The sequence below is a fragment of the Streptomyces sp. NPDC007856 genome, from assembly GCF_042868225.1.
Lineage (GTDB): Bacteria > Actinomycetota > Actinomycetes > Streptomycetales > Streptomycetaceae > Streptomyces.
Window position 1 is genome coordinate 557,417 of record NZ_JBIAEC010000002.1, and the last position, 17,139, is coordinate 574,555.

Sequence of the window (17,139 nt, forward strand, 5' to 3'; positions counted from 1 at the left end):
GCCCCCTACGGATTGGAAGGCACGACCATGGCGGGACCCGTCCTGGAAATGCGCTCGATCGTCAAGACCTTTCCCGGTGTCAAAGCGCTGTCGGACGTCACCCTGACGGTCCGTCAGGGCGAGGTCCACGCCATCTGCGGGGAGAACGGCGCCGGCAAGTCGACCCTGATGAAGGTGCTCTCCGGCGTCCATCCGCACGGCACCTACGAGGGCGAGATCCTCTTCGAGGGAGAGGTCTGCCGGTTCAAGGACATCCGGGCGAGCGAGCAGCACGGCATCGTCATCATCCACCAGGAGCTGGCGCTGGTGCCGTACCTCTCCATCGCGGAGAACATCTTCCTCGGCAACGAGCACGCCACGCGTGGACTCATCAACTGGCGCGAGACCCTGCGCCACGCCACCGAACTGCTGCGCCGGGTCGGCCTCGACGAGCACCCGGAGACCCGCGTCGCCGACATCGGCGTGGGCAAGCAGCAGCTCGTGGAGATCGCCAAGGCCCTGTCGAAGGAGGTGAAGCTGCTCATCCTCGACGAGCCGACGGCGGCGCTGAACGACGAGGACAGCGGCAAACTCCTCGACCTGATCCTGGAGCTGAAGGACCAGGGCATCACCTCGATCATCATCTCCCACAAGCTCAACGAGATCCGCCGGGTGGCCGACTCGGTGACGATCATCCGCGACGGGCGGTCCATCGAAACGCTCGACGTGAAGGCGCCGGAGACCACCGAGGACCGGATCATCAGCGGCATGGTGGGCCGCGACCTCGACCACCGCTTCCCGGAGCGCACCCCGCACGAGCCGGAGGAGGGCGCGGCCCCCGCGCTGGAGATCCGCAACTGGACCGTGCTGCACCCGATCGACCAGCAGCGCAGGGTCGTGGACGACGTGTCGATCAACGTCCGCCGGGGCGAGATCGTCGGCATCGCGGGCCTGATGGGCGCCGGCCGCACCGAACTCGCGATGAGCGTCTTCGGCCGCACCTACGGCCGGTACGCGGGCGGCACGGTCCTCAAGGACGGCACGGAGATCCGTACGAAGACCGTCGCGGAGGCGGTGGAGCACGGCATCGCGTACGTCACCGAGGACCGCAAGCACTACGGCCTCAACCTGATCGACACCATCAACCGGAACATCTCGCTGACCGCGCTGAAGAAGGTCGCGAGGCGGGGCGTGGTGGACGAGCAGGCGGAGCGGCAGGTCTCCGAGGGGTTCCGCACGTCCATGAACATCAAGGCGCCGACGGTGTTCGAGCCGGTGGGCAAGCTGTCCGGCGGCAACCAGCAGAAGGTCGTCCTCAGCAAGTGGATCTTCGCGGGTCCGGACGTGCTGATCCTGGACGAGCCCACGCGCGGCATCGACGTGGGCGCCAAGTACGAGATCTACACGGTCATCGACCAACTGGCCGCCCAGGGCAAGGCGGTCGTCTTCATCTCCTCCGAGCTGCCGGAGCTGCTCGGCATGTGCGACCGCATCTACACGATGGCCGCGGGACGGCTGACCGGTGAGGTGCCGCGGGCCGAGGCCACGCAGGAAGTGCTGATGCGCCAGATGACGAAGGACAAAGAGGTAACCCGATGAGCACGGACGTCACCGACAAGACCCCGGCGGCCGCGCCGCCGGGCAAGGGCGGACCGACCGCCGGCGAGGGCCTGTTGCAGCTGGTGCTCGGCGGCCTGCGCCGCAACATGCGCCAGTACGGCATGCTGATCGCGCTCGGCCTGATCGTCGTCCTCTTCCAGTTCTGGACCGGCGGCGACCTGCTGCTGCCGCGCAACGTCTCCAACCTGGTGCTGCAGAACAGCTACATCCTGATCCTCGCGATCGGCATGATGCTGGTGATCATCGCCGGGCACATCGACCTGTCGGTCGGCTCGATCACGGCGTTCGTGGGCGCCTTCGCCGCCGTACTGACGGTGCAGCACCATGTGGCGTGGCCCGTCGCCCTGGTGCTGTGCCTGCTGGTGGGCGCGGTGGCAGGCTCCGTACAGGGCTTTTTGATCGCGTATTTCGGCATACCGTCGTTCATCGTCACCCTCGCCGGGATGCTGCTCTTCCGCGGCCTGACGGAGATCTTCCTCAAGGGCCAGACCCTCGGCCCGTTCCCGAACGGCCTGCAGAAGATCGGCAACGGCTTCCTGCCCGAGGTCGGCCCCAACACCAACTACCACAACCTCACCCTGCTCCTCGGCATCGTCCTGATCGCCGCCGTGGTGTGGCAGGAGGTGCGCGACCGGCGCCGCCAGCAGGAGTTCTCCCTCGACGTGGTGCCCTTCAAGCTGTTCCTGCTCAAGCTCATCGCGCTGGTCGCCGCGGTTCTCGCCCTCACCATGCTGCTCGCCAGCTACGACGGCGCGCCGATCATCCTGATCATCCTCGGCGTCCTGGTGGGCGGCTACGGCTACGTCATGCGCAACTCGGTCTTCGGCCGGCACATCTACGCCATCGGCGGCAATCTGCCGGCGGCGAAGCTGTCCGGTGTGAAGGACAAGCGCATCACCTTCCAGGTGTTCCTGAACATGGGCGTGCTCGCGGCCCTGGCGGGTCTGGTGGTCGCCGCCCGTCTGAACGCGGCCTCGCCGAAGGCGGGCGACGGCTTCGAACTGGAGGCCATCGCCTCCTCGTTCATCGGCGGCGCCTCCATGAGCGGCGGTGTCGGCACCGTGCTCGGCGCCATCATCGGCGGTCTCGTCCTCGGCGTGCTGAACAACGGCATGAACCTCCTCAGCGTCGGCACCGACTGGCAGCAGGTCATCAAGGGCCTGGCCCTGTTGGCGGCGGTCGGCTTCGACGTGTGGAACAAGCGCAAGTCCGGTTCGTAAGTCAGATCGGGCCCCACCGGAAAGAGCCGGTGGGGCCCCTCCTCTCAGGGAGCCGCATCCATGGAACTGAACAGACGCACGGTCATCGCTGGAGCCGCGGCGGCCGGTATCGCCGCCACCACCCTCGGCACGACGCAGACATCAGCCGCTGCCGCGGCGGGCGCCCAGGCCGCGTCCGCCACGTCAGGGGGCCGCAAGCCGGTGAAGGAACTGTTCGGCACGCTCGCCGACGGCACGAAGATCTACCGCTGGTCGCTGGTGAACGGCGGCACTCGGCTGAAGGTCCTGAACTACGGCGGCATCGTCCAGACCCTGGAGGTCCCCGACCGCCGCGGCCACTGCGCCAACGTCGTCGCGGGCTTCGACAACATAGCCGACTACGTCGCCAAGAGCCCGTACTTCGGCGCCCTGATCGGGCGGTACGGCAACCGCATCGGCAAGGGCCGGTTCACGCTCGACGGCAAGAGCTACCAGCTCTCCGTCAACGACGGCGTGAACAGCCTGCACGGCGGCAAGCAGGGCTTCGACAAGCACGTGTGGGACGTCGAGCCGTTCGCCGAGGGCTCCGACGTCGGCCTGCACCTGCACTACACCAGCGTCGACGGCGAGATGGGCTACCCGGGCACGCTCAAGGCGAAGGTGACGTACACCCTGACCCGGCACGGTGAGTGGCGCATCGACTACGAGGCCACCACGGACAAGGCGACCATCGTCAACCTCACCAGCCACGTCTACTGGAACCTGGCCGGCGAGGGCAGCGGCACGATCGAGGACCACGAGCTCCGGATCGCCGCCTCCCGGTACACCCCCACCGACTCGGGTCTGATCCCGACCGGCGAGCTGGCGAAGGTCGCGGGCACCCCGTTCGACTTCCGCCACGCCAAGCCGATCGGCCGGGACATCCGCGCCGGGCACGTCCAGCAGGTGCAGGCCAAGGGATACGACCACAACTGGGTCCTGGACAAGGGCATCACGGCACGCCCGGAACATGTGGTGACCCTGCGCGACCCGCGCTCCGGCCGCACCCTCAAGATCGCCACCGACCAGCCCGGACTGCAGTTCTACTCCGGCAACTTCCTCGACGGCACCCTCACCGGCACCGGCGGCCACACCTACCGCCAGGGTGACGCCCTGTGCCTGGAGACCCAGCACTTCCCGGACGCGCCGAACCACGCGAACTTCCCGTCGACCGTGCTGCGGCCCGGGCAGACGTACCGGACGACGACGATCCACACGTTCGAGGCGTGAACCGGGGCGCGGACCGGGGCGTGAACCACCTCACACGACAGGCGAGTTGAACGCCACTGCCGCCCCCTCCGTATCCAAGGGTGGCCCGTGCTCCCCCGCACGGGCCACCTGAAACGGAGGTTCCTTTGGCCGGCAACGTCACCTCGTTGTTCCGCGGCAGCGCCGCCCACAGCCCTTCGATGGCGGCGCTGACGCGGGAGGGCGGCGACGGAACCGGCCCGGTGGACTTCTGCATCCCGTGCAACCCGTACTTCCCCACCCCGGCCATGTACGACGAGCTGGCGGTCCGGCTGCGCGAGATCATCACGTACTACCCGAGCAGCGCCGACGCGATCACCGCGGAACTGTGCAGCCTCCTCCAGCTGCCGCCGCAGTGCGTGGCGATGGGCAACGGCTCCACGGAACTGATCACCTGGATGGACCACCTGCTGGTCCGCGAGTCCCTGGCGATCCCGGTGCCGGCCTTCGGCCGCTGGACCGACCAGCCGATGGAGACCGGCAAGCGGGTCGACATGTTCCCGCTCCAGGAGGCGAGCGGGTTCGCCCTGGACCTCGCCCAGTACGCGGACTTCATCCGCACCCGGGGCACGCGGGTGGCGGTGATCTGCAACCCCAACAACCCCGACGGCGGCTATCTGCGCAAACAGCAGGTGGTGCAGTTCATGGACGCGATGGCGGACCTGGACCTGGTGATCGTCGACGAGTCCTTCCTGGAGTTCGCAGACGCGGAGGCCGAACCGAGCGTCGTCCAGGAGGCCATGATCCGCCCCAACGTCGTCGTGCTGCGCAGCCTCGGCAAGAACTTCGGCCTGCACGGCATCCGCTTCGGCTATCTGGTGGCCAACCCGGCGCTCGCGGGGAAGGTGCGGGGGATGCTCCCGAAGTGGAACCTCAACTCCTTCGCCGAGCACGTGGTGTTCATGCTGAGGGAACACGGCCCCGAGTACGCCCGGAGCCTGCAGCAGGTCCGCCGCGACCGCCTGGAGATGACCAGCCACCTCTCCGCACTCCCGGGCCTGACGGTGTACCCGTCCCAGGGCAACTTCCTCTTCGTACGACTGCCCGTCGGCGCCGAGGGCACGGTGGTCCGGGACCGGATGCTCACCGAGCACCGGATCCTGGTCCGCGAGTGCGGCAACAAGATCGGCTCGTCCAGCCGCTTCCTGAGACTCGTGGTGCGCCCCCAGGTCGACGTGCGTCGCCTGGTGTCCGGCCTGGAGCAGGTGCTCTACGGGTCCAGGAGGGGAGCCGCCGTACCCGAGCTGGGCACCGGGACCAGCTACAGCTCGGGTACGGCGGCGGTGGACCGGCTGGTGAGCGAGACGAACGGGGGTGGCATGCGGTTGCCCGCAGCGCCGCAGCCGGCGCCCGCGCCCCAACCGATGCCGGTGTCGCAGCCCTTGCCCGCGGCGGCTCAGCCGATGCCGGTGCCTCAGCCGGCGGCACCGCAGCCCGCGCCGGTACAGCAGCCGATGGCACCGGTGGCCGTCCCCCAGCCGGCCCCGGCGCCCGCTCCCGCGCCCCTACCCGCGCGGGCCCCCCTACCCGCGCCGGCCGCCCTACCCGCGCCGGCCCCCCTACCCGCTCCCACCCCGGTACCGGCACCCGCCGCCGCGGTCGCCCCCACTCCCCCCGGCGTCCCGGCGCGCGGCGGCCTCACGGCGGCCCAGGTGCGCGGGATGACGGCACCGGCGACCGATCTGACTCCGGCGCCGGCCACGGGATGGCCCAATGCACAGAGCTGGCCGAACGCGGCGGGGGCCTAGCCGCATACGCGCTATGGGCAGACCGGGCATCAGTGGGCGACCGGCCACCCGCTCAAGCAGCAAGCGGCACCCCGGCGACCGATCCGCCCCGGGTGCCGCCCGCGCCGTACAGGTCTACTTGCCCGGGCACTGCTTCCACGCCAGGTGGTACACCGTGCTGATGTCCCCGTCCGTGGAGTCCATGGTCATGAAGCTGACCTTGTCCGAGGCCTGGGTCCCGGCGTTCACCCGTAGCTCGGTGTTGATGTTGAAGTTGCGCAGCACCCCGCAGGGCGCCCAGACCAGTTGGGCCCAGTCGGTGCTGTCGGTGGCCTGCCAGTCGTCGTTGTAGGGGCCGTTGAAGGGGTGGTTCCTGGGCACGGTCTGCGAGGAGCCCTGGAAGTAGTACGAGGCCTTCTGCGCGGCGCTCGCGCCGGGCTGGAGCGAGAGGAAGCCCCGGTAGTCGGCGCTGGCTATCGCGTAGGTGAAGCCCTGGGGGACGTGCACCACCAGGTTGAGCTGGCAGTTCTTGCGGAAGGCCGTCGGGTCGGAGGCGCCGCCGGCCTGGGCCAGGTACTCGCTGTAGGTCACCGTGAACGCCGTGTTGTCCGGCGAGACGGCCACCGCGGCCGTACCCGCGGGACAGCCGGAGCCGTTCACCGTGGCCACATCGATGACGATCTTGTCCGGGGGCGGGTTGTCGAACACCGGCGAGGAGGGGTGCGCGGGCAGCGCGGTGGTGAGGAGGGCGGCTACGGCGCCGCTGAGGAGGAGTCCACCAGCCATCGTTTCTCCCGTGGTCAGGTGTGGGGGGTCTGTGTGGAACCTGTGAAGCGTTCCGCATCGTAGGAAGCTCCCGTCACCCCCGGGAGGGTCAACTCCGGCCATTCACAGCGGGCCGTTCACACCGAGCGGCCGCTACGGGTTCTCCCAGGCCGCCGGTTCCGCCGCCAGCGCCCGGACGGGCTCCGGCAGCGCGTCCGCCGCGAGGTCGGCGATGGTGACGCCCTCCAGGATCCGGCGGACGTTCGCGCGCAGCGCGATCCACAGGGGCAGCAGGGGCTGTGCGCTGCCGGTGTAGGCGAGGCCCGTGGGGCGTTCACCGCGGACCGAGACGATCGGGCCGTCCACCGCCCGGATCACGTCGGCCACCGTGATCCCGGCGGCGTCCCGCGCCAGCCGGTAGCCGCCGCCTCCGCCGCGCCTGCTGTCGACGATCCCGCCGCGCCTCAGGTCGCCCAGGATCCCTTCCAGGAACTTGTGCGGGATGCCCTGGGCGGCGGCGATTTCCTCCGCCTTCACCGGGCCATTACCCTGCCGTACGGCCAGCTCCAGTACTGCCCGTACCGCGTAATCCGCCCGCGCCGAGATCCTCATGGGTCCATTGTGGGGCGTCGCCGCGTGGAGAATGGCCTGCACCCGCGCCCCGTAAGATCGCCCGCGGAGGATCCACCTTGGCGCTCAGCAGACGTACCTTCAGTGCCCTGACCGGCTCGACCGCCCTCGGGCTCGCCCTGGGTGGCAGCGGCGGCCCCGGGGCGCCTTCGGCGTACGCGGCGCGCAGTGTGCCGACCGGCCCGGCGCCCGCCCCGCCGAGCGCCGACGGCCACCGGCACACCATCGGCTACGACCACTACTCGCTGCTCGTGGACGGCAGGCGGCTGGTGGTGTGGTCCGGCGAGATGCATCCCTTCCGGCTGCCCAGTCCCGCCCTGTGGCGGGACGTGCTGCAGAAGATGCGGGCCCACGGCTACAACGCGGTCAGCATCTACGTGGCCTGGAACTACCACTCCCCCGCGCCCGGCCACTACGACTTCACCGGCGTCCGCGACCTGGACCTGTTCCTGCGCACGGCCGCCGAGACGGGGCTGTACGTCATACTGCGGCCCGGCCCGTACATCAACGCCGAGGTGGACGGCGGCGGCTTCCCGGGCTGGCTGACGGCGACGAAGGGGACGGCCCGGACCGACGATCCGGTCTATCTGTCGTACGTCGACGAGTGGCTGACCCAGGTGAACCGGATCGCCCGCAGGCATCTGTTCACCCAGGGCACCGGCACGATCCTGCTCTACCAGATCGAGAACGAGTACGACGCCCACGTCGACGAGGCCGGCCGGGCGTACCTGTCCCACCTGTACAAGAAGGTGCGCGCGGACGGCATCGACGTCCCGATGTTCCACAACGACAAGGGCAGGAACGGGTACTGGGTGCCCGGCTCGTTCGACACCGGCGGTGAGAAGGGCGGCTGGCTGTACGGCTTCGACGGGTATCCGTCGCCGTCGCAGACCCCGCCGGACTGGGGGACGTTCGGGTCCGGCGGGGCGAAGGGCGGGGCCACTGCCTCGCCGGCCACACCCGGGTTCGTGCCCGAGTTCGGCGGCGGCTGGTTCGACCCGTGGGGCGGGGCCTGGTTCGACGGCAAGGGGTACGCCGAGTCCCGGCGCACCCGGGATGCCGCGTACGAGCGCCGGTTCTATCTGACCAACCTCGCCAACGGGCTCACCCTGCACAACGTCTACATGACCTTCGGCGGGACCTCCTGGGGCTGGCTGCCCGCGCCGGTCGTCTACACGTCGTACGACTACGGCGCCGCCATCGACGAGGCGCGGAACGTCACCGCCAAGATCGCGCCGATGCACCAGCTCGGGCATCTGCTCCAGCGCGTGCCCGACTTCGCCAAGCTGGACCGGGCGGCGGAGGTGAGGGCCGAGGGCCTGAAGGTCTACCACCTGACCAACCCGGACACCGGCGCCCACATCTATGTCGCCCGCAACGACGGCACGGACCCGGTCACCACCGATCTGCCGACCGACGCCGGGCGGCTCCGGATCACCGTGCCCGGCAAGGACGCCAGGCTGCTCGCGACGGGGCTGAAGCTGGGCAAGCGGACGCTGAAGTGCTCCACAGCCGAGCCGATGCTGGCTCTGACGGCCGGCCGGCAGGACATCGCGCTGTTCTCGGGGCGCACCGGTGACATGGCCGAACTGGTGCTGAAGTGCCCGGTGGAGCCGAGCGTCATGCGGCTGGACCCAGAGGCCGCCTGGGTCTTCGACGACAGCGACAGCTCCCTGCATGTGAACGTCCCGCTCGGCGAGGGCGGGCTCACCCGCGTGCTGGTGCAGAAGGGCGAGACCGAGACCCCGCTGCTGCTGCTCTTCGCCGACGACGCCACCGCCGTACACCTGTTCCCGTACGACACCCCGTCCGGGACCCTGCTGGTGTACGGCCCGGCGTTGCTGCGCCACGCCGAGCTGCGCGGATCCGAGGTCCATCTGACGGGTGACATCACCGAGACGACCACCATCGAGGTGTGGGGGCCGCGCGGGATCGACAGCCTGGTGTGGAACGGCCGCACCCTGCCCACCCGGGTGACCCTGTCCGGCAGCCTGATGACCACCGGCCTGCTGCCCGCCGTTCCCGAGGTGAAGCTGCCCGAGCTGGGCGGCTGGCGGATGCGCACGGAGAACCCGGAGGCCGGGCCCGGTTTCGACGACTCGGCCTGGACGGTCGCGGACAAGAGGTCGTCGTTCAGCACCACGCCGGTCCCCGACGGCGGGCCGGTGCTCTTCGCCGACGACTACGGCTTCCACTACGGGGACGTCTGGTACCGCGGCTCCTTCACCGACGCCACCGGCCTTCAGGAGGTCTCGCTCGCCTACAGCACCGGCACGCAGGGCCTGTTGATGGCCTGGCTGGACGGGGAGCCGCTGGGCACCCACCGGATGCCGGTGCCGGACAAGAACACGACCGTACGGAAGGGCAGTTGGGCGGACACGGCCGTCTTCCCCGTCCGCGAGCGGCTGCGCTCTCCCGGCCGGCATGTGCTGTCGGTCCTCGTCCGGCGCATGCAGCACGACCAGGACGGCAAGGGGCTCGACACCCACAAGGGGGCGCGCGGGCTGACGGCGGCGGCCTTCAAGGGCGCCTCGCCGAGCGTGACCTGGCGGATCCAGGGCGCGGCGGCCCCCGACCCCGTGCGCGGCCCGATGAACAACGGCGGCCTGTACGGCGAGCGGCAGGGCTGGCATCTGCCCGGCTTCCGGGACGACGACTGGGAGCGCGCCGCCTTCCCGCGGGCCGCCCGGTACCAGGGCGTGACCTGGTACCGGACGACCTTCCGGCTGGCGGTGCCGGCCGACATCGACGCCTCGATCGGCCTGACCCTGGAGGACGACCCGTACCGCGCCTACCGCGCCCAGATCTTCCTCAACGGCTGGAACATGGGCCAGTACATCAACAACGTGGGCCCGCAGCACACCTTCGTCCTGCCGAACGGCGTCCTGCGCACCCGGGGCACCAACACCCTGGCGCTGGCGGTCCTTTCGGAGTTCACCACGCTGTCGGGGCCGGGCCGGGTGAGCCTGACGCTGCTCGGCAGGACGAGCGGCGGACTGCCGGTCACGCCGGTCTGACCGCCGGTCCGATCGCCGGTCTGATCACGCGAGCCTGATCACGTTCCAGGACAGCGGTTCCAGTACCGCGCTGAGGGTGCCGTCCGTCAGGGCAGCGCCCTCGACCGGATGCGGGACGACCCGCTCGGGCTCGTCGAGGGTGTTGCGGGCGTCGGGGTCGGCGTCCGCGAGCGCGCTGTGCTCGGTGACGGTCGTCAACTCAAGCCTGCTGAGGTTGACTTCGAGCGGCAGGGCGTCCGTACGGCTGCGGTTGACGGCGAACACCGTGACCGTGCCGTCGGCCGCGCGGACGGCGGTGGCGTGCAGCAGGTCCGTCTCGCCGTACTTCTTCGTCTCGTACGTCGGCGAGTCCACGCGCACGTCGAGCACCTCGCCCCGGCCGTGCTTCGACGCCTGCGCGAACGGGAAGAACGTCGTCTGCCGCCAGGCCGGGCCGCCCGGCTCGGTCATGATCGGGGCGATCACATTGACCAGCTGGGCGAGGCAGGCGACGGTGACGCGGTCGGCGTGCCGGAGCAGGGCGATGAGGAGCGAGCCGAAGACGACGGCGTCCGTGACGCTGTAGTTGTCCTCCAGCAGCCGGGGCGCCTCGGGCCAGTCGGACTGGTCCAAGGTCTTGGCGTGCTCCTCCCATCGGGAGAAGTACCAGACGTTCCACTCGTCGAAGGAGAGGTTGATCCTCTTCTTGGACTTGAGCTTCGCGCCGATGTGGTCGGCGGTGGCGACCACGTTCTCGATGAAGGACTCCATGTCGACGGCCGAGGCGAGGAAGGAGTCCACATCGCCGTCGGTGGGCTCGTAGTAGGCGTGCAGGGAGATGTGGCCGACGAGGTCGTACGCCTCCTGCAGGACGGTCGCCTCCCACTCGGCGAAGGTGGGCATGGCCTGGCTGGAGGAACCGCAGGCGACCAGTTCGACTTCAGGGTCGGCCTGGCGCATGGCCCGTGCCGTCTCGGCGGCGAGCCGGCCGTACTCCTGTGCCGTCTTGTGGCCGGTCTGCCAGGGGCCGTCCATCTCGTTGCCCAGGCACCAGAGCCGGATGCCGAAGGGCTCCTTGTCGCCGTGTGCCGCGCGGAGGTCGGACAGGGCGGTGCCGGTGGGGTGGTTGGCGTACTCCTGGAGTTCGAGGGCCTCGGCGACGCCGCGGGTGCCGAGATTCAGCGCCATCATCGGCTCGGCCTCGGGCCCGAGCTTCTTCAGGAACGCGATGAATTCGGAGAGGCCGAACCGGTTCGTCTCGGTGGAGTGCCAGGCGAGGTCCAGCCGGCGGGGGCGGTTCTCGACGGGGCCGACGGAGTCCTCCCACTTGTAGCCGGAGACGAAGTTGCCGCCGGGGTAGCGGACGGCGGTGACGCCGAGTTCGCGGACCAGCTCCAGGACGTCGGTGCGCAGTCCGGCTTCGTCCGCCGAGGGGTGGTCGGGTTCGTGGATGCCGGTGTAGACGCAGCGGCCGAGGTGTTCCACGAAGGAGCCGAAGATGCGGGGGTTGACCGGGCCGACGGTGAAGGCGGGGTCGAGGATGAAGCGGGCGGTGCGCTTGCTCATGGGGTCCTTTCGGGTCACTTCAGAACAGGCCAGTCGGAACGCCGGCTCAGTTGGTTCAGGCCCGGCTTCGGGGTGCCGTTGTCGGCCGCGTCGTAGGAGTGGTACGCCAGCCACGTCTTGCATAGTTTGTTCGGCTCGTTCGTTCGATATACCGAATGTCGCCCGTAACTTCGAACGGGACCGTAGATTCGAAGCGCTTCCGCGTCAAGGGGTGGGACACAAGCTCATGGGTGGTTTTCCCTTCGACCACGGTCACGGCATCCCATGACGAGGACACGCCGAGACGCGTAGGCTCTGCCCAGCGGAAGGGGGAGGCGATGGGTATCGCGGGCGCGCGTGAGCAGGCGACACGCCTGGCCGCACGGCTGCGCCGAGCCCGGCCGGGCTCGGCGATGCGCTCGCTGGCCCGCGACCTCGCTGCCGCCGTCCACGCCCGCCCCGAAACACCCGGCGGTGTCCGGGAGTTGTGCCGGGCACTGGGCGAGGAGATGAGCGGACTGCGCGGCGGACGGCCGATCGAGGTGCGCTTCGAGCGCTTCCCGGACGAGATCGAGGTCACCGGGCTGTGGCTGGAGTTCGCCGAGTTCGACCTGGTGATCGTGGAGGAGCGGGCCGAGGCCGTGCAGCAACTGGTGATCCTGGGCCATGAGTTGTGGCATCTGCAGAACGGGCACCGGCATTCCCACCTGGCCGGGGACGCGGCGGCCCGGGCGCTCGCCGACGCACCCGGCTGGCGGGGCATGCCCCTCACGGTGGCCGCCCGCAACGGCTCCCGGGAGGCCGACGAGGCCGAGGCGGACGACTTCGGGCACCGCCTGGCCGCCCTGTTCCGGCCGCACCTCACCGGCTCCGGAGCGGGCGCCGCCCTCGGCCCGGCGGGGCGGTCCCTCAGCCCGGTGCAGCGGACCCTCGGCTACCGACGCGACCGGGCGAGTGACCCGAAGGGGCGCGCGGGCGACCTTTCGGCACCGGCGGCCGGCGCCCCGGAGGTGAACCGGCTGCCGGACGACCGAGCGCCGCAAGAGGGGGGAGCCGCGCGGTGACCCTGGCGTTCGAGCTCTCCGGACTCCTCGACGAGGTCTCCGTCTCCTTCTGGATCCCCACGGCCGTCCTGACCGCCGCCCTGGCCATCAAGCTGCCCAGCATCATCAAGCTGTGGCGGGACCCGCTGCTGCGCGCCGTCGGCGGTCTGCTGCTGTTCGGCTGCGCGGTGTTCGTCTTCGCGGCCCCGCGGACCATCGCCTGGACCAACCGGGTCACCGGGGTGCCGAACATCTCGGCGCCCTGGGTGTACTCCCTGATCACCGCGCTGTGCGCGTCCTGGCTGCTGCTGATCATCGCCTGGCGCAACGGCCGCTCCGACTCGGCCCAGACCCGCCGGGTGACCCGCTGGGTCGTGGCCGTCTACGCGGGCGTGGTCGTCGCCCTGTGGGTGCTCTTCGCGCTCGCGGACGTGCCCGTGCAGCGGCTGCGGGACCTGGACACGTACTACGCCGACACCCCCTTCATGCGCGAGGAGATCCTGCTCTACCTCGTCGCGCACACCGTGGCCTGCTCGATCACGGCCCGGCTGATCTGGAACTGGATCCGCACCGACGGCCTCGACGCCTGGCTGCGCTGGGGGCTCAGGCTGCTGGGCGTCGGCTATGCCACCAACCTGTTCTTCGACGCGGCCAAGCTCACCGCCGTCGTGGCCCGGTGGACCGGCCACGACCTGGACTGGCTGAGCACCAATGTGGCGCCGGCGGGCGCGTGTGTCTCCGCGACCCTGGTCGCGGTGGGCTTCATCGTCCCGCACGTCGGCCAGTATCTGCACGAGCGCTGGCACGTCCGGCTGCGCCACCGCGCTCTCGGCCCCCTCTACCAGCTGACGCGGACCGTCACGGGCGAGCGCGAGCCCTTCGCCCCGCACGCCCCCGCCGAACTGCGCCTGATCCGCCGCGAGACCTTCATCCGCGACGCCCTGCTGCAACTCTCCCGGCACCTGGACGAGGAGCTGCGCGAACGGTCGTACCGGGCCGCCCTCGCCCTCGGCTTCGAGTCCGGCCGGGCCAGGGCCCTCGCCGCCGCCGTGACGCTGCTGGACGCGGCCGGCGGCGGGCGGCCGCGGGCCGACGGCACCGACTCCCCGTCCGGTCCCGACACGGCATATCTGCTCCAGGAGATCCAGGCCGTGTCCGAGGCCCTCCGTCGTCCCGACGAGATCACGGCGGTCCGCGCTCGTGCGGCCGCCCCGGCAGAGAGCGTGCCCGCGCATGAGTGACCGCCCCTCCCCCGCCAGAACCGCCGTCGTGCTGGGGGGATCCCACACCGGCATGCTCGCGGCGCGGGCGCTCGCCGAGTTCGCCGACCGGGTCGTCGTCGTCGAGCGCGACGCCCTGCCCGGCGGCCCCGAACCCCGCAAGGGGCTGCCACAGGCCCGGCACGCCCATATGCTCTGGTCGGGCGGGGTGCGGGCGGTGGAGGAGCTGCTGCCCGGCAGCACCGACGCGCTGAAGGCCGCCGGGGGGCGCCGGCATCCGTTCACCACCGGCGTGGTCGCCCTCTCCGCACAGGGCTGGTTCCGGCGCTGGCCCGAGTCCCACCATGTGATCCTGGCCGGCCGCGACCTGCTGGACGCGACGATCCGCGCACAGGTCCTCGCCGACCAGCGGATCGAACTCCTCGACGGCACCGAGGCGCTCGGCCTCACCGGCACCGGCGCCGCGGTCACCGGCGTACGCATCCGGACCCGGGACGGCGTCGAGCGCACCCTTCCGGCCGGCCTCGTGGTCGACGCCACCGGGCGCGGCTCCCGGGCCGCGCGCTGGCTCGCGGAGCTGGGGCTGCCCGCGCCGCAGGTCCGCGAGGTCGACCCCGGTCTGGTCTACGCGAGCCGGCTCTTCCTCGCCCCCGAGGCGGCCCGGGAGGGCTTCCCGGTGGTCAATGTGCAACCCGATCCGCGCGGCGACGGGCCGGGCCGCTCCGGCTTCCTGCTCCCCATCGAGCGCGGCCGCTGGATCGTCACCCTCGCCGGCACCCGCGGCGGCGAACCCACCGCCGGGAACGAGGACTTCATCCCCTTCGCCCGCGAGAAGCTGCGGCATCCGCTGATCGGCGAACTGCTGGACCGCGCCGAGCCGCTGTCCGAGGTCACCCTCACCCGTTCCACCGTCAACCGCCGGCACTTCTACGAGCGGATGCCGGCGTGGCCCGAGAACTTCACCGTCCTCGGCGACGCGCTCGCCGTGTTCAACCCGGTCTACGGCCATGGACTGGCCGTCGCCGCCCAGAGCGCGGTGGTGCTGCGCGAGGTGATACGGCGGCACGGCTGGAGCACGCCGGGGCTGGCCCGCCGCCTGCAGCGGGCGGTGGCCCGTCCGGTGCGTGCGGCATGGGATCTGGCGCTGGGTCAGGACGTGTTCTACCCCGGCGCGACGGAAGCCGGTCCCACCCTGCGGGACCGGCTCCTGTCCGCGTACGTCGGCCGGCTGATGCACACCGCGACGGGGAACGGGCGCGTGGCCCGCCGGGTGACCGACGTGACGTCACTGGAGCGCGGGGCCGAGGTGTTGCTGGCGCCGAGCGTGCTGCTGGCGGCGGCGGTCGGACCGCTTCGGCCGCCGCTCGCGGCTCCGCCGATGACCGCGCAGGAGCGGAAGGTGGCGGGCGTCTAGGCCGGCTTCCGGGTGCGGGTGCGTGGTGGGTTGCCCGCCGCCGGGTCAGCCCTCGAACGCCGGTTGGGGCAAGCCCTTCCCCGCGTCCGGAATCACCAGCACCGAGCCCGACAGCGGGTGCGGCGCCGACAGTCCCGTCCGCGCCGTGGTGATGTACAGGTCGGTCAGGTCGGCGCCGCCGAACGCGCAGGCCGTCGTACGCGGGGTCGGCAGCGGGATCACCCGGTCCAGCACACCGGCCGGCGTATAACGCCGTACCGCTCCCCCGTCCCACAACGCCACCCACACACAGCCCTCCGCGTCGACCGTCAGGCCGTCCGGGAAGCCCGCGCCCTCCTCGATCTCCACGAACGGGCGGCGGCCCTGGACGTGCTCGCCGTCGTGGTCGAAGACGTCCACCCGGCGGGTCGGGGTGTCGACGTAGTACATGAGGCGACCGTCGGGGCTCCAGCCCGTGCCGTTGCTGACCGTGGTGTCGGACAGGACCGTCTGAACCGTGCCGTCGCCGGTCAGCCGGGTCAGCGTGCCGCCGCCCGGCGCCTCGTCGTACCGCATGGTGCCCGCCCACAACGAGCCGTCGGGCGCCACAGCGGCGTCGTTGGCGCGGCGGCCCGGGACCGGCTCGTGGTGCAGCCAGCGGAACGTGTCGTCGGGGTCCAGCAGGCCCACGCCGTCCCGCAGGTTGAGGACCAGGCCGCCGCCCGCGCGGGGCTTGACCGCGCCCACGTGCTGCTCCGTCGTCCGCACCGTGCGCCGGCCCGTGACCGGGTCGTAGGTGTTGACGCGCATGCCCAGGATGTCGAGCCATATCAGCCGGCCCGTCGCCGGATCCCAGGTCGGGCCCTCGCCCAGCTCCGCCTCCGCCCGTACGGCGACCTCGTACCCGGCGCTCACGCCGCGCTCCGGTGGCCGAGCCGCTCCGACAGCTCGGCCGCGCCCTTCGCCGACAGCTGCTCCAGCTCGGCCCGGCGCTCGTCGCTCCAGCGGATCATGGGGACCGAGATGGACAGGGCCGCGACCACCTGGCCCGTGCGATCGCGCACGGGAGCGGCCACACAGCTCACGTCCGGGTTGGACTCGCGGCTCTCCACCGCGATGCCCCGCTGCCGGATCTCCGCGAGCGCCTCGCGCAGCGCAGCGGGGTCGGTGATGCTGTTCGGGGTCATCGCGGTCAGATCGGCGTCGTCCGGGATCCGTGCCGCGAGCTCCTGCTCGGGCAGCGAGGCCAGCAGCATCTTGCCGACCGAGGTGCAGTGGGCGGGCAGCCGGCGGCCGGCGGCGGAGACCATGCGGACGGCGTGCGTGGAGTCGACCTTGGCGATGTAGATGACGTCGGTGCCTTCGAGGATCGCCACGTGGACCGTCTCGTCGCAGGTCTCGGCGACCGAGCGGGCCACCTGCTGGCCCTCGGCGGCGAGGTCGAGCTGCTCGGCGTAGCGGCTGCCGAGCTGGTACGGGCGGACGCCGAGCCGGTAGCGTCCGGACTGTCCCGGCACGGGCACGATGTACGACCGTGCCGCGAGCGTGGTGACCAGCTCGTGCACGGTGGTGCGCGGCAGCTGGAGCTTGCGCACGATGTCGGGGGCGGAGAGCGTCCCGTCCCCGTCGAGGAACAGCTCAAGAATGTCCAGAGCCCGGGTCACGGCAGGCACGAGGCGTCCCACGTCCGGCCCCCTCCCTTGGGTCTAAGCGCCCGTTCGACACCTCGACAGCG

12 protein-coding genes and 1 pseudogene are annotated in these 17,139 nt (G+C 71.0%); 8 read left to right on the plus strand and 5 right to left on the minus strand.

Translation table 11 applies throughout. The features are described from left to right. Positions 1-27: 27 nt before the first annotated feature. The 4 genes from mmsA to ACFYOH_RS07075 all read left to right on the plus strand — a co-directional run bounded on the left by mmsA (position 28) and on the right by ACFYOH_RS07075 (position 5,833). Positions 28-1,578: a multiple monosaccharide ABC transporter ATP-binding protein gene (mmsA, locus tag ACFYOH_RS07060; RefSeq protein WP_388621985.1), complete on the plus strand. Its 1,551-nt coding sequence runs from the start codon at positions 28-30 to the stop codon at positions 1,576-1,578. Further along, the gene (gene mmsB / locus ACFYOH_RS07065; protein WP_388621987.1) at positions 1,575-2,819 is read left to right on the plus strand and encodes a multiple monosaccharide ABC transporter permease; all 1,245 of its coding nucleotides are present in this window, start codon (positions 1,575-1,577) and stop codon (positions 2,817-2,819) included. Before mmsA ends, mmsB begins: the two co-directional genes overlap by 4 nt. A gap of 60 nt (positions 2,820-2,879) precedes the next feature. After that, entirely contained in the window at positions 2,880-4,067 is a 1,188-nt protein-coding gene (locus tag ACFYOH_RS07070; protein WP_388621989.1) for an aldose epimerase family protein, read from the plus strand. A gap of 125 nt (positions 4,068-4,192) precedes the next feature. Then, entirely contained in the window at positions 4,193-5,833 is a 1,641-nt protein-coding gene (locus tag ACFYOH_RS07075) for a pyridoxal phosphate-dependent aminotransferase (RefSeq protein WP_388621990.1), read from the plus strand. A 114-nt stretch (positions 5,834-5,947) separates the two neighbouring features. Here the strand turns inward: ACFYOH_RS07075 and ACFYOH_RS07080 are convergent, their stop codons facing one another. Both ACFYOH_RS07080 and ACFYOH_RS07085 read right to left on the minus strand, forming a co-directional pair. Further along, positions 5,948-6,598 (minus strand): DUF4360 domain-containing protein, encoded by a 651-nt coding sequence (locus tag ACFYOH_RS07080; RefSeq protein WP_388621992.1) that lies wholly within the window; start codon positions 6,596-6,598, stop codon positions 5,948-5,950. Positions 6,599-6,730: 132 nt separating this feature from the next. Next, positions 6,731-7,189, minus strand: a complete 459-nt coding sequence (locus ACFYOH_RS07085) for an RrF2 family transcriptional regulator (RefSeq protein WP_388621994.1) — start codon at positions 7,187-7,189, stop codon at positions 6,731-6,733. Between the two features lie 77 nt (positions 7,190-7,266). Between ACFYOH_RS07085 and ACFYOH_RS07090 the strand changes: the two genes are divergently transcribed. After that, positions 7,267-10,224, plus strand: a complete 2,958-nt coding sequence (locus ACFYOH_RS07090) for a beta-galactosidase (protein ID WP_388621996.1) — start codon at positions 7,267-7,269, stop codon at positions 10,222-10,224. A 24-nt stretch (positions 10,225-10,248) separates the two neighbouring features. Here the strand turns inward: ACFYOH_RS07090 and ACFYOH_RS07095 are convergent, their stop codons facing one another. Continuing rightward, a complete protein-coding gene (locus ACFYOH_RS07095; protein ID WP_388621998.1) occupies positions 10,249-11,769 on the minus strand; it encodes an alpha-N-arabinofuranosidase in 1,521 nt (506 codons plus the stop codon). A gap of 317 nt (positions 11,770-12,086) precedes the next feature. Between ACFYOH_RS07095 and ACFYOH_RS07100 the strand changes: the two are divergent. The 3 genes and pseudogenes from ACFYOH_RS07100 to ACFYOH_RS07110 all read left to right on the plus strand — a co-directional run. Next, a pseudogene (locus tag ACFYOH_RS07100) lies at positions 12,087-12,689 on the plus strand (toxin-antitoxin system, toxin component family protein); the annotation flags it as partial. 119 nt (positions 12,690-12,808) lie between these two features. Continuing rightward, positions 12,809-14,032 (plus strand): MAB_1171c family putative transporter, encoded by a 1,224-nt coding sequence (locus tag ACFYOH_RS07105; RefSeq protein ID WP_388622000.1) that lies wholly within the window; start codon positions 12,809-12,811, stop codon positions 14,030-14,032. Further along, positions 14,025-15,425, plus strand: a complete 1,401-nt coding sequence (locus ACFYOH_RS07110) for an FAD-dependent oxidoreductase (protein WP_388622002.1) — start codon at positions 14,025-14,027, stop codon at positions 15,423-15,425. The genes ACFYOH_RS07105 and ACFYOH_RS07110 overlap by 8 nt, the downstream gene beginning before the upstream one ends. 45 nt (positions 15,426-15,470) lie before the next feature. Here the strand turns inward: ACFYOH_RS07110 and ACFYOH_RS07115 are convergent, their stop codons facing one another. Further along, positions 15,471-16,319, minus strand: a complete 849-nt coding sequence (locus ACFYOH_RS07115) for an SMP-30/gluconolactonase/LRE family protein (protein WP_388622004.1) — start codon at positions 16,317-16,319, stop codon at positions 15,471-15,473. Next, the gene (locus ACFYOH_RS07120; protein ID WP_388622005.1) at positions 16,316-17,089 is read right to left on the minus strand and encodes an IclR family transcriptional regulator; all 774 of its coding nucleotides are present in this window, start codon (positions 17,087-17,089) and stop codon (positions 16,316-16,318) included. The genes ACFYOH_RS07115 and ACFYOH_RS07120 overlap by 4 nt, the downstream gene beginning before the upstream one ends. Positions 17,090-17,139: the final 50 nt, after the last annotated feature.